Source organism: Pseudomonas sp. LBUM1655 (genome assembly GCF_059716085.1).
Genome location: NZ_CP166801.1, coordinates 3,069,897 through 3,083,129 on the forward strand (window position 1 = coordinate 3,069,897; position 13,233 = coordinate 3,083,129).

13 protein-coding genes are annotated in these 13,233 nt (G+C 58.7%); 7 read left to right on the forward strand and 6 right to left on the reverse strand.

Features of this window, described 5'->3' with window-relative positions:
* Positions 1–183: 183 nt before the first annotated feature.
* Positions 184–504: a hypothetical protein gene (locus ACA074_RS13730; RefSeq protein ID WP_489879871.1), complete on the forward strand. Its 321-nt coding sequence runs from the start codon at positions 184–186 to the stop codon at positions 502–504.
* A gap of 52 nt (positions 505–556) precedes the next feature.
* Positions 557–1,702 carry a PQQ-dependent sugar dehydrogenase gene (locus tag ACA074_RS13735; RefSeq protein WP_497618154.1) on the forward strand — a complete coding sequence of 382 codons (1,146 nt, stop codon included), beginning with the start codon at positions 557–559 and terminating at the stop codon, positions 1,700–1,702.
* Between the two features lie 43 nt (positions 1,703–1,745).
* On the opposite strand, the gene rimI is transcribed toward ACA074_RS13735, so the two are convergent.
* A complete protein-coding gene (gene rimI / locus ACA074_RS13740) occupies positions 1,746–2,849 on the reverse strand; it encodes a ribosomal protein S18-alanine N-acetyltransferase (RefSeq protein WP_401272070.1) in 1,104 nt (367 codons plus the stop codon).
* A gap of 92 nt (positions 2,850–2,941) precedes the next feature.
* On the opposite strand from rimI, the gene ACA074_RS13745 reads away from it, so the two are divergent.
* From ACA074_RS13745 to nudC, 4 genes are all read left to right on the forward strand, one after another.
* Entirely contained in the window at positions 2,942–4,516 is a 1,575-nt protein-coding gene (locus ACA074_RS13745) for a RimK family ATP-grasp domain-containing protein (RefSeq protein WP_401272071.1), read from the forward strand.
* A gap of 7 nt (positions 4,517–4,523) precedes the next feature.
* Positions 4,524–5,447 (forward strand): magnesium transporter CorA family protein, encoded by a 924-nt coding sequence (locus ACA074_RS13750; protein ID WP_187681218.1) that lies wholly within the window; start codon positions 4,524–4,526, stop codon positions 5,445–5,447.
* Between the two features lie 198 nt (positions 5,448–5,645).
* The gene (locus ACA074_RS13755; RefSeq protein ID WP_187681219.1) at positions 5,646–6,458 is read left to right on the forward strand and encodes a crotonase/enoyl-CoA hydratase family protein; all 813 of its coding nucleotides are present in this window, start codon (positions 5,646–5,648) and stop codon (positions 6,456–6,458) included.
* Between the two features lie 5 nt (positions 6,459–6,463).
* Positions 6,464–7,294, forward strand: coding sequence for an NAD(+) diphosphatase (nudC, locus tag ACA074_RS13760; protein ID WP_497659533.1), 831 nt, complete (start codon positions 6,464–6,466; stop codon positions 7,292–7,294).
* Here nudC and ACA074_RS13765 read toward each other — a convergent pair.
* The 3 genes from ACA074_RS13765 to ACA074_RS13775 form a co-directional block, all read right to left on the reverse strand.
* Positions 7,262–8,041: a TSUP family transporter gene (locus ACA074_RS13765; RefSeq protein WP_497679269.1), complete on the reverse strand. Its 780-nt coding sequence runs from the start codon at positions 8,039–8,041 to the stop codon at positions 7,262–7,264. The genes nudC and ACA074_RS13765 overlap by 33 nt on opposite strands.
* 236 nt (positions 8,042–8,277) lie before the next feature.
* Positions 8,278–8,757 carry a nuclear transport factor 2 family protein gene (locus tag ACA074_RS13770; protein WP_103302046.1) on the reverse strand — a complete coding sequence of 160 codons (480 nt, stop codon included), beginning with the start codon at positions 8,755–8,757 and terminating at the stop codon, positions 8,278–8,280.
* 55 nt (positions 8,758–8,812) lie between these two features.
* Positions 8,813–9,376: a TetR/AcrR family transcriptional regulator gene (locus ACA074_RS13775; protein ID WP_401264371.1), complete on the reverse strand. Its 564-nt coding sequence runs from the start codon at positions 9,374–9,376 to the stop codon at positions 8,813–8,815.
* 236 nt (positions 9,377–9,612) lie between these two features.
* Here ACA074_RS13775 and pssA point away from each other — a divergent pair, with 236 nt between their 5' ends.
* Positions 9,613–10,956: a CDP-diacylglycerol--serine O-phosphatidyltransferase gene (gene pssA / locus ACA074_RS13780; RefSeq protein WP_497679270.1), complete on the forward strand. Its 1,344-nt coding sequence runs from the start codon at positions 9,613–9,615 to the stop codon at positions 10,954–10,956.
* A 122-nt stretch (positions 10,957–11,078) separates the two neighbouring features.
* Here the strand turns inward: pssA and efeO are convergent, their stop codons facing one another.
* Positions 11,079–11,903 carry an iron uptake system protein EfeO gene (efeO, locus tag ACA074_RS13785; RefSeq protein ID WP_497679271.1) on the reverse strand — a complete coding sequence of 275 codons (825 nt, stop codon included), beginning with the start codon at positions 11,901–11,903 and terminating at the stop codon, positions 11,079–11,081.
* A 27-nt stretch (positions 11,904–11,930) separates the two neighbouring features.
* Positions 11,931–13,229 (reverse strand): iron uptake transporter deferrochelatase/peroxidase subunit, encoded by a 1,299-nt coding sequence (gene efeB / locus ACA074_RS13790; protein ID WP_497679272.1) that lies wholly within the window; start codon positions 13,227–13,229, stop codon positions 11,931–11,933.
* Positions 13,230–13,233 lie beyond the last annotated feature (4 nt).

The following is a 13,233-nucleotide window of genomic DNA, read 5'->3' on the forward strand; positions in this document are numbered from 1 at the left end:
TTCTCCGAGTGATGTTCAGGTGACCTGTGGCTCGCGGCGAAAGTTTCCAATGAATGCGGCGGTTTCGGATGACTTGGTCAAGCCGTGTTACATGTTGTTTAAGGCTGACGGGTTAACAAATCCGAACCCACGGCGTAGCGTGCACTCGAAGGCTCTATTCCACGCACACCGAGAGGCCATCCCATGAACCGATTTCTAATTGGCGTCGCCGTCCTGACACTCAGTGGTGGTCTGGTTCATGCGGACGTCGTGCTGGCGCAGAGTCCGGCCGGCAACAGCAACAATCCCTACAACAGCCCGATCCGCCGGGCCAACCCCAACAGCATGCAGGGCACCCAGCCCAGTGCCCCGCCAATCCGCGCGCCGAACACCGTTCCTGCACCACGTCAGCCCACAGTCGAAAACCGAGGTATTGGCAACGGCCAGCCGATTCGTTCGGTGCCAAGTACGCCACCTACATTCATTCCCAATCCACCTTCGCGAAGCACCAACACTAATCGTTGAACGGCAGGGCCGAGTTTCTGCCAGCCTTTGAAACAGACAAAAGGAATCGTGCATGTTGCGTAAAACCCTTCTAGCCACCCTTTGCGCCGGCGCACTGATCAGTGCTCCGGCGTTCGCCGCGGCCCCCAAGGAGCTGCAAAGCGAGCAGGGCACCCTTGAAGTCACCACGATTGCCCAGGGACTCGAGAATCCATGGGCGCTGGCCTTCCTGCCGGATCGTCAAGGCATGCTGGTGACTGAACGACCGGGTAACCTGCGAGTGGTTGGCGCGGACGGCAATCTGTCGGCACCGATAAGCGGTGTGCCCAAGGTCTGGGCCAAGGGACAGGGCGGATTGCTGGATGTCGTCTTGTCACCGGACTTCAAACAGGATCGCCTGGTTTACCTGTCATACGCCGAGGGTGGCGGAGCGGGGGACAAGGCCGGGACGGCGGTGGGGCGCGGCTATTTGTCGGATGACCTGAAAACGCTGAAGGACTTCAAAGTCATTTTCCGCCAGGAGCCTAAGCTCTCCACCGGCAACCACTTCGGTTCGCGTCTGGTGTTTGATCGCGACGGCTATCTGTTCATCACCCTGGGCGAAAACAACGACCGGCCGACTGCTCAGGATCTCGACAAGCTGCAGGGCAAAATCGTACGGATTTATCCGGACGGCAAGGTCCCGGACGACAATCCGTTCGTGGGGCAGTCCGGCGTGCGGCCGGAAATCTGGTCTTACGGCATTCGCAACCCGCAGGGTGCGGCGCTCAACCCGTGGACCGGCACAGTTTGGGAAAACGAACACGGGCCGCGTGGTGGCGATGAGGTAAATATCATCGAACGCGGGAAAAACTACGGGTGGCCGCAGGCGACTCACGGCATCAACTATTCGCTGCAGCCAATCCCGGAAGCCAAAGGCAAAAGTGTCGAAGGTGCGGTTGATCCGCACCATGTGTGGGAAAAGTCACCGGGCGTTTCGGGAATGGCGTTCTACGATGGCGATCGGTTCAAGCCGTGGCAACACAACGCGTTTATCGGCGCTTTGGTTTCTCAAGAGTTGATTCGATTGCAGTTCGATGGCGACAAGGTTGTGCATGAGGAACGCTTGCTCGGTGAGCTCAAGCAACGGATCAGGGATGTACGGCAAGGCCCTGACGGTTATCTCTATGTGCTGACTGACGAGTCCGATGGTTCGCTGTACAGGATCGGTCTGAAATAGCGCCGTGCCGGACAGGTGAGGGGAGGTGCCCCTCACCTTGGGTTCAGCGCGCATTGCGGCTGTACAAAATTACGGCAGCCCGTAACTTTCCCCGTCCAAACCGGCACATCTTCTCGAATTCCCCGTGACTGACCGGCACATGCTGGCAGTCCATGGGTTGTCGATGCTGGCTGTGATCGACATCCGGGTCGTGCAGGTAAACGAAATCCTCATCACAGTCAGTCACCACCACCCAGTGCGGTGACTTGGATCGGGTCAGGCGATAGCTGCTGATCAGCACTAGCGGCTGCCCACCTGCATCAAGCAAGCGCGGCAAATCGAGTGGTGCACCGATCACGCGCTCCACATCGGTGTCCTGCAACTGCGCAGTGAACTCCTCGTGAACCAGGCGCATGACGTCTTTTTTATGCTCATCGCGCACTCCGTCAAGAAACAACGGTCCGGCCAGGCTCAGCTCAAGACGTACCCGAAAACCGCGCTTCCATGCCGCGAGTGCCAACCCTTGCGGACTGCACCCGCCATGACCCGAAGTCATGAACACGGTCGTTGCCTCGCGCCAGATCTGCAACTCCTCGCGTCGCTCCAACAAACGCTCCGCGTGCAGTGCGCCCATGGCCATCAACAGACACGCCGGGCCACAGGTGAAGTCTGTGGTTTGCCCGTACCAGGGCACCTTGATGTTCCGCGAGTCCCGGTGCTGAAGAATGCGTTTTTCCAGGCGCAGCGCATCCGCATGGTCCTCGTAGTAATCGTGAATCAAGGCGAAACGCCGGTAGCCGTTGCGTTCGTACAGAGCAATGGCGGCGGGGTTGTCAGTACGCACCTCCAGGCGCAGGTACGCGCAATCATGGTCCAGCGCGCAGGCCTCGATCCGTTGCAGCAGTTGCTTGCCCAGACCGGTGCCGCGAGCCTCGGTAGCAATTGCGATGGAGTAAAGCCGTGCCAGTGACGTCCCCCGATGAAACAGCACCAGCGCGTAACCCAGCAATTGCCCATCACGCTCGGCTACCAACAATTGCGCGTGGGCCCGGGTGATCATCCACTGAAAGCTGCGACTGGTGAGCCGATCTGTGGTGAAACATTGCATTTCCAATGCCAGCAGCGCCGGCAGATCTTCAACTACCGCCAAACGAAAAACAGCACTCATATGACCACCGTAAAAGTTGCGTAACGAAACGGGACTTTCGAAAAACTTCGTGCTTAATAGAAAAGGTCTTGTTCTCCAACGGATCAATCTCTATGTCAGCGGTACAGGGTCATTGGCGCGAAGTATCGGAGCAAAGTTTGCCGGCGGCAACTTATTTAAATTCAGCGGTTAGAGCATCCAGTCAAGTGTTGATCATTGTCGAGCGCAAGGAAGATTGGGCTTCATATTTCCCCAGCGACGACATCATCACAGCGCAGGAATACCTGGAGCAAACCCGTGAAAGCGAGTCGGGAAAACGTGTGCAGGTGATCAACCTGTGCCGCAGCTACAAGTACCTGGGCCACGGATATTACTGCTCACTGCTGGCGGAGGCACGGGGGCACAAGGTGATTCCGTCGGTGCGCACAATCAGCGAACTGACCAAGAAGTCACTCTACGGCCTGGCGCTGGATGATCTCGATAAAACCCTGGAAAAAGCCCTTAGCCATCACCTTTACAGTGATACCGAAGGTTTTACCCTGACCCTTTATTTCGGCAAAACGCATATCGAGCCATTACAGGATCTGGCCCGTCAGTTGTTTGAAGTATTTCCCTGTCCGATATTGTTAGTTGAGTTCAAACGAACCAACGGCTGGCACATCGAAGGTATAAAGTCCGGCGCCTTGCACAAGTTGCGTGATGATCAGGAAGATCAGTTCGCCAATGCACTGGACGGCTTCAGCCGTAAAGTCTGGCGGGTGCCGCGTTCGCCACAAGTGGCCCGTTATGACCTAGCGATCCTGCACGACCCACAAGAGGCGTTGCCGCCGTCCAACCCCCGGGCGCTGGAGAATTTCATTCGGGTCGGCAAGACCATGGGCATCGACGTCGAACTGATCGAGCGCAAAGATTACGCGCGACTGGCCGAGTACGACGGCCTGTTGATCCGCGAAACCACCAGCGTCGACAACCACACCTACCGGTTCGCCAAGAAAGCCGAAAGCGAAGGACTGGTGGTGATGGATGACCCGACGTCGATCCTGCGCTGCACCAACAAGGTTTACCTCACCGATCTGCTCAACAGCCATCAACTGGGTATGCCCGCCACCGAGATTCTCTACAAGGAGCGACCCGAAGACTTCGAACGGGTGGGCGAGCGCCTGGGCTTTCCGTTGGTGCTGAAGATCCCCGACGGCTGTTTTTCCCGTGGTGTGATCAAGGTGGAAAGTCAGCAGGCGCTGCTCGAAGCCACGGCCGAACTGTTTGAACACTCGGTGCTGTTGCTGGCCCAGGAGTTTTTCTACACCGAGTACGACTGGCGCATTGGTGTCCTCAACCGCAAACCGATCTTTGCCTGCCAATATTTCATGTCCAAGGGACACTGGCAGATCTACAACCACAAGGCCAAGGGCCAGGACGTCAACGGCGAATGCCGGACACTGGCCGTCCACGAGGCACCCCGCGCGGTGGTGGAGCTGGCGGTGAAGACGGCCAACTTGATTGGCGACGGCCTCTACGGCGTCGATCTCAAGCAGGCGGGCGACAAGGTCGTGGTGATCGAAGTCAACGACAACCCGAACCTCGACGCGGGCATCGAAGACGCGTATTTGCAGGACGATTTGTATTCGCTGGTGCTGGAAGAGTTCGTGCGACGGCTGGAGCTCAAACGCCGCGGCCAGGCCTGGTGAAGCGCCGATGATCAGCAGTTTTGCTCTGAGCCATGGCGCTTTGCAGCGCGTCGAGCGGTTGGACGCCGAGGTGATGCTGTTCAGCAACCCTGACGCCGCCGAGCGCGACTTGCTGCATAGTCATTTCAAAGTCGATGAACACGCACTGGCCTCGGCACTGGACCCGGACGAGGTGTCGCGGATCGAGTTTCACCCGGATCACTTGTTCCTGATCTGGAAACGCCCGGAAAACTATTCCGGCGGTGGCAGCCTGGCATTCGAGGTGTCGTCCTGCGGCCTGCTGTTCGCGCCGGGGCAACTGCTGGTGATCGCCACCGACGACACGCCGTTGCACGGTCTCGGCACTCGCCAGCCGTTAAACACGCCGCTGGATGTTTTGCTCGACTTGTTGTTCAACAACATCCATCACTACCTCGGGCACTTGAAGGTGATCAAACTGGTCGCCCGCGAGTTGCAGCAGAAATTCAACGCCTCGATGCAGAACCAGCATCTGGTGCAGATGTTCAACCTCAGCGAAAGCCTGATCTATTACATCAACGCCCTGCACAGCAACGGCGCGGTACTGACGCGCCTGCGTAATCACGCCGAGAAACAGCACTTCAGCAGCGAAGCGCTGGGCCTGATCGACGACCTGATCATTGAAAACAACCAGTGCTACAAACAGGCCGAGATTTACTCCACGGTGTTCTCCGGTCTGATCGACGCGCGCGGCAACCTGATGAACAACAGCATGAATAATTTGCTGCGCAAACTGACGTTGATCAACGTGGTGTTTTTGCCCTTGAACCTGATTGCGAGCATTGGCGGTATGTCGGAGTTCAGCATGATGACGGCAGGGACGCCGTGGTGGATTTCCTACCCGGTGTTTCTGGCGGTGATGTTGCTGGGGGCGGGTGGGATGTTGTTTGGGCTGCGGCGCTTGGCGAGTTAACCACGCAACCTCTGTAGGAGCTGCCGCAGGCTGCGATCTTTTGATTTTGGTTTTGAAGATCAAGATCAAAAGATCGCAGCCTTCGGCAGCTCCTACATGGGAGGTGCGTTTCAGAAAGTCCCGCATTTGGCCGAACCGCCACCGTGATGCCTTGTTATAGTTCGGGCCTCATTTTCAGCCCGGTAAAGGATCACTGCCATGACTCAATACACCGCCTTCAGCGTCGAACTGGTCGATAACATCGCCCATGTGCAGATCAATCGCCCGGAAAAGATCAACTCGATGAACGCCGCGTTCTGGAGCGAGATCGTCGAGATCTTCCAGTGGATCGACGACACCGACGAAGTGCGCGTGGTGGTGCTCAGCGGCAACGGTAAACACTTTTCCTCCGGCATCGACCTGATGATGCTTGCTGGCGTCGCCAATGAACTGGGCAAGGACGTCGGCCGCAACGCGCGCCTGTTGCGCAAAAAAATCCTCACCCTGCAAGCTTCGTTCAATGCCGTCGACAACTGCCGCAAACCGGTAATCGCCGCCATTCAGGGTTACTGCCTGGGCGGCGCGATCGATCTGATTGCAGCCTGTGACATGCGCTACGCCGCCGAAGATGCACAATTCTCGATCAAGGAAATCGATATTGGCATGGCCGCCGATGTTGGCACTTTGCAACGGTTGCCACGGATCATCGGTGACGGCATGCTGCGTGAACTGGCTTACACCGGTCGCACCTTCGGCGCTGAAGAGGCGCGTAGCATCGGCCTGGTCAATCGCGTCTACAGCGACAAGGACGCACTGCTCGAAGGCGTGCTGGATATCGCTCGCGACATCGCCTCCAAGTCGCCGATTGCGGTCACCGGCACCAAGGAAATGATCAGCTACATGCGCGACCATCGCATCGACGACGGTCTCGAATACGTTGCCACCTGGAACGCCGCCATGTTGCAATCCACCGACTTGCGCGTGGCCATGGCCGCCCATATGAGCAAACAGAAACCCGAATTTCTGGATTGAGAACCATGACATCTCGCTGGACCACTGCAGTACTGGACACCGATCAACCCGGCGGCTGGGCCGTGGCGCGCAGCCCCGAAGGCTTTCTGTTCGATGACAACGGCGCGCTGTTCCCGCGTGAATGGCTCAAGCGTCAGGACTTGTCGATTCTTGCCGAGCACGGCATCGGCCATCTCGATGGCGAACCCGTGTACCTGCTGGAGTTGCGCAGTGCCAGCGAAGTACCGGGTTGCAACTGGAAGGGGCTGCGAGCGTTCATGCTCGACGGCGATCACACGATCTACAAAGTGCTCGGTTACGCCGCGCAGATCGGCACCTGGGCCCGTGAACACCGCTTCTGTGGCAATTGCGGTCAAGCCATGACGCAGGTGCCGCAAGAGCGGGCGATGTACTGTCAGCCGTGCGATCTGCGCAGTTATCCGCGTATTTCGCCGAGCATGATCGTGCTGATCACCCGTGGCGACGAGATCCTGCTGGCGCGCTCACCGCGCTTCGTCGCTGGGGTCTACAGCACGCTGGCAGGGTTCGCCGAGCCGGGCGAGTCGGCGGAGGATTGCCTGATTCGTGAGGTGCGTGAAGAAGTGCAGATCGAGGTGAAGAACATTCAGTACATGGGCAGCCAGTGCTGGCCGTTTCCGCATTCGATGATGCTGGGCTTTCATGCCGAATACGCCGGCGGCGAGATTGTCTGTCAGGAAGACGAGATCGAAGACGCCCAGTGGTTCAACGTGCACGATCTGCCGCCGTTGCCGGCGTCAAAATCGATTGCACGTTACTTGATCGACGTCTACGTGGCGCGGCGTTTAGGCCACGCTGAACCAGTGCTGCCAGGCTAGGCGCACGGTCAAACCCAGTACCACGGTGATGAACACCGGGCGAATGAACTTGGCGCCGCCGCTGAGCGCGGTGCGCGCGCCGAAGAACGCGCCAACCATCACCGACAGGCCCATGCTCAGGCCGATGATCCAGTCCACTTGCCCGGAAAACACAAACACTGACAGTGCGGCAATATTGCTGACGAAGTTCATGCTGCGCGCCACACCGCTGGCCTTGACCAGGTCGATCGGGTACAGCAGCAGGCTGCTGACAGTCCAGAATGCGCCAGTGCCGGGACCGGCCACGCCGTCATAGAAACCGAGGCTGAAGCCTTGGGTCGATTGCCATTTCTTTTTGATCGGTGCGTCGCTGTCCAGCGGCGCCTTTGGCGTGCCGCCAAACAACAGATACAAACCGCAGGCGAAGACGATCACCGGGAGCATTTTGTTCAGCCATTCCGCCGGCAAGTAATGCGCGACGATGGCACCGGACAACGCGCCGACCAGCGTGCCGACAATTGCGTGCACCCACTGCCGTGGATGGAACAGTTTGCGCCGGTAGAAGGTGAAACTGGCAGTGGCCGAGCCGAAGGTCGAGCTGAGTTTGTTGGTGCCGAGTACCAGATGCGGCGGCAGACCCGCCGTCAGCAGCGCTGGGGTGGTCAACAGACCGCCACCGCCAGCAATGGCGTCGATGAAACCGGCAACGAAAGCTACAAGGGCCAGAATGGCCAGGGTGGTGAGGTCAACGCTGAGTTCGAAAGGCATGGAATCGGCTTATTCGGCAAGGCGCAGATCGGGGCTGCGGGGAGGGCAGCCATGTTACTCATTTCCGGGTGTTGCGGCGACCCGTCTGGCCTCATCGCGAGCAGGCTCCGACAGGGGAATGCATTTCAACTGTGGGAGTGAGCCTGCTCGCGATGGCGGCTGCACATTCAACACCTCCGCTGACTGGCACACCGCAATCGCGAGCAGGCTCACGCCTACATTTGGAACTGTGTCAATTACAGACCGAGATCAGACAACCCCGGATGATCATCCGGGCGCCGCCCCAGTGGCCAGTGGAACTTGCGTTCGCTTTCCTTGATCGGCATGTCATTGATACAGGCGTAACGCTGGAACATCAGGCCGTTGTCATCGAACTCCCAGTTTTCATTGCCGTAGGAACGGAACCAGTTGCCCGAATCGTCGTGCCATTCATACGCGTAGCGCACGGCAATGCGCGTGTCGGAATAAGCCCAGAGCTCCTTGATCAAACGGTAATCCAGCTCCTTGGCCCATTTGCGGGTCAGGAAAGCTTTGGCTTCTTCGCGGTTATTGGCGAACTCGGCGCGGTTACGCCACTTGGTGTCGAGGGTGTAGGCCAGCGATACCCGTTCCGGATCGCGGGAGTTCCAGCCGTCCTCGGCCAGACGAACTTTCTCGATCGCCGATTCACGGTTGAAGGGGGGTAATGGCGGACGTACCTGGGCTGCAGTAGACATGTTCAGTCTCCCGATAAAGTTAATGTTTATACAACTTGTCAGGCTTATTAAGGCGTTACAGATCCAATAACTTACGCGCCATGCATTGCGCATTATCAGCGGCACTGTGATCACCCATCACAAGCGCTACGGTAATGGCGCCGTCAATCAGGATCAGCAACTGGTTGGCCAGCAGTTGCGGGTCCTCGGCGCCATGTTCGGTACACAGCTCGCACACGTAGTCGAGCAGCTTCTGTTTGTGGTCTTTGGCGACCTGGCGCACCGGGTCCTGTGGATCGCCGGTCTCGCCGCTGGTGTTGATGAAGGCACAGCCACGGAAACCTTCCGAAGCGAACCAGCCCTTGAGTACGGTAAACAGGTTGAGCAGGCGATCGGCCGGGGTTTCAGCCTGATCGACGGCGCTTCGGTACCAGTGCATCCAGCGCACGTCGCGACGTTGCAGGGCGGCGACGGTCAGTTCTTCCTTGTTGGCGAAATAACGATAGATGCTTTTTCTGGAGACGCCGGCGGTTTTCACCAGAAGATCCATGCCGGTGGCCGCGATGCCACTTTTATAGATCAGCTTTTCGGTGACATCCAGAATGATGTCGCGTGTCGAGGTGTCGGTGATTTCGTTCATGTGGCGAACAGTAGAACGATCGTTCTCCTTGGTCAAGCATTGATTTTTAGATTTGATCGTTCCCATGCTTTGCGTGGGAATGCAGCCAGGGAAGCTCTGCGTCCCAAAGGGCTGAACGCGGTGCTTCCGTTGAGGCCATCCCACGCGGAGCGTGGGAACGAGCGTGTAGCGGGAAGACCCGAAGGGATCGATGGTGTAAGCTCTCGGGTTCTTCGGATTCGATCATTGCGAGCCCTATGCCGTTGCTTTTCAAACGTTCTCTGCTGCCCAAACTGCGCAGCTTTCCGCTGACCGCCGAGGCCGTGACCATTCTGTCCGGTGCCGCCGAGTTCCGTCGTTGCCTGCTGGAGAAAATCGCCACGGCGACCCAGCGCATCTACATCGTCGCTCTCTACTTGCAGCAAGACGAAGCCGGTCAGGAAATCCTCGATGCCTTGCACGCCGCCAAACTCAAGCGTCCCGAGCTTGAAATCGCCGTGGTGGTTGACTGGCTGCGCGCCCAGCGCGGTCTGATCGGCGCCGGTAAGCAGCCAGGCAATTCGGCGTGGTATCAGGAAATGACCCGCACTCACGAAAGCGAAGTGCCGGTGTACGGCGTGCCGGTGCAGACCCGCGAATTGTTTGGCGTCCTGCATTTGAAGGGCTTCGTGATCGACGACAGCGTGGTCTACAGCGGCGCGAGCCTGAACAACGTCTACCTGCACAAGTTCGACAAATACCGCTTCGACCGCTATCACGTTCTGCGCAGCCATGAGCTGGCGGACTCCATGCATCACCTGGTCAAGCACGGTCTGATCGAATCGAAAGCCGTGCATCGTCTTGACCTGCCCAACCTGCCGACCACGCGCAGCCTGCGCAACGACATCGGCGATCTGCGCAGCCGCCTCAAATACGCGACCTACGACACCAGCGCCGGCAGCACGGGCCGAGAAGGCCTGTCCGTCAGCCCATTGCTGGGCGTGGGCAAGAACAACCCGTTGAATCGGGCGATTCTTGAACTGATCGCCAGTGCACAAACACAGCTGACCATCTGCACCCCGTACTTCAATTTGCCGCTGGGTGTGATCCGCGAAATCAATCGCGCGCTGGCCCGTGGGGTGAAGATCGACATTGTGGTCGGCGACAAGACTGCCAACGACTTCTACATCCCGCCGAGCGAGCCGTTCAAGGTAATCGCGGCGCTGCCGTACCTGTACGAGATCAGCCTGCGTCGCTTCGCTAAACGGCATCAACGCAACATCGACAGCGGGCAGTTGAACCTGCACCTGTGGCGTGACGGCGACAACACCTATCACCTCAAGGGCATGTGGATCGATCAGCGCTATACCTTGCTGACCGGCAACAATCTCAATCCACGGGCGTTCAGGCTGGATCTGGAAAACGCGCTGTTGATTGATGATCCGAGGGGCGAGTGGCTGGAGCCGCGTGCGCAGGAGTTGGAGGAGATTTTCCGCCATACCACGCGGATCGAAAGCTTTAACAACCTGGAGACACTGCCGGAATACCCGACCGGCGTGGCCAAGTTTCTCAAGCGCGTGAGTCGGGTGCGGATCGAGCGGTTGCTCTACCGGATTTTGTAAGGTTTTAAATTTGTAGCGGTCATGCAACCGCTATCGCGAGCAGGCTCACTCCTACAGGGGAACGCATTCCAACTGTAGGAGTGAGCCTGCTCGCGATGGGGCCTTAACAGACGCTACAAAACTCAGTTCAGACCCAATTTCCCACGCAACGTGGACAGGTCTTCCGCCAGCGTATTCACCGGCCCAACCAGTGCTTTGCGGTCGTTGTCCTTCACCTTGTCATACGTCTCGAACCCACCGTCCTGGGTCTTGTACTTGGCCAGAACCTTGTTCACGGTGGCGAAGTTCTTGTCGACCTTCGCGACGAACGCCTTGTCCTGCTGCTCGATCTGCGGCCGGAATAAATCAACGATTTTCTTCGCGCCGTCGATGTTGCCCTGGAAGTCGTACAGGTCAGTGTGACTGTAGCGGTCTTCTTCACCGGAGATCTTGGTCGCGGCGACTTCTTCCAGCAGCGCAGCCGCACCGCCCACCACTTTCTCAGGCGGGAAGGTCAGGCCGGCCACGCGGGTTTGCAGGTCTTTGACGTCTTTGTTCAAGCCATCCGCCAGTGAGTCCAGGCCTTGGGTACTTTTTTCCGAGAACAGCGAGTATTCGATGCGATGGAAACCGGTGAAGTCTTCCGACATCACGCCTTTCTCGTGGTCATCGACGCGGGAGTCGATGGAGGCATCGAGGTCACTGAACAGCTCGGCAATCGGCTCGATCGACTCGTAGTAGACGCGGGTCGGCGCGTAGAGCTTTTGCGCGGTGGCCAAGTCGCCTTTCTTCACAGCGTCGGTGAACTGCTGGGTATGGCTGGCCAACTCATCCAGTTGCTCGGTGACGTAAATCTTGTAGTCTGAAACCGGCCCGACCAGATCCAGCGGCGCGGTGGCGGCGAAGGCTGACAGCGGGGTGTTGAGCAAACCAAGGGTCAGCAATAACGCGAGTGGCGTCTTTTTCATGGGGGTGGCTCCAGAGTCGGGATTGTTTTATGCCGCTGTTTTCGGTTGTGTGGCGTTGAGCAGCGAGCGACCGATGAAGTCCTTGTCGCCGGTGACACCCGGAAGGGTGAAGAAGTAACCACCGCCGACCGGTTTGAGGTATTCCTCAAGCGGTTCGCCGTTGAGGCGGGTCTGCACGGTGATAAAGCCTTTCTCCAAATCGGCCTGGTAACAGATGAAAAGCAGACCCATGTCGAGTTGGCCGTTCTTGTTCACACCGTTGGAGTAGTTGAACGGCCGACGCAGGATCAGGTTGGCCTGGCTCGCGGCAGTGCGCGGATTGGCCAGTCGGATGTGTGCGTCGAGTTTGGTCAGTTTGCCGGCCGGATCCTTGCTGTAATCCGGGACTTCGCTCTCGTGAGTCCCACCCATCGGCGCGCCGGTAGTCTTGACCCGGCCGAGAATGCTTTCCTGTTCCTGCAAAGGCGTACGGTCCCAGCGCTCGACGAAGTTGCGGATGATCCGCACGGCTTGATAGCTGCCGTGGGCCGCCCACGCCGGTTCGTCGCTGCCCGGTTGCACCCAGACGATGTTATCCATGGCTTTGGTATTGTTGGAGTCGGGGTTGGCCGAGCCATCACGGAAACCGAGGAAATTGCGCGCCGATTGCGCCGGCACCCCGGGTTTGGCCGGGGCCTGCGGCGGTACGCTGCCTTCCTGTTTCCAGCGCACCAGCAGCAGGTCCGGCAGGTTTTTCACGATGTCGCGCAGGGCATGGATGTTGGTGTCAGCGGTGTTCGAGCAGAACTGCACACTCAAATCGCCGTGGCAGCAATCGGCCTCCAGCGCGTCGTTGGGGAAACCGACCATGCGTTGCAGGCGCTTGGGCTTGGCGTCGGCCAGACCAAAGCGCTCATCAAACAACGACTCGCCCACCGACACGGTGATGGTCAGGTTGTCCGGACTCACCACCGGGCCGAGGATGCCGGAGTCTGGCGGCGGCAGCTTCGGATCGATCTGCGCGACCGGGCCGCCCTTCATCAGGAAGGCGATACGCTCGTTGAGCGTGCGGAACAGCCGCTCCAGGTCTTCGCGATCACTGGCCAGGACGTCGAACGACACCAGCATGCCCGACGCCGGGCGCGGGGTGACGATGCCGGTTTGATGCACACCTTGGAAATCGTGGCGGTCTTCGGTTTTATCGCTGCTCGGGGCTTCGGTGACTTGTGCCGGCGCTGCGGCCATGGCCGGGCAGCTCAGGGCCGATCCGGCCAGTGCGACACCGGCCGCGCCCATGCCCATCAGGACACGGCGACGTTGCAGGTTGAGTTGTTCTGAATCTTTCATCGGT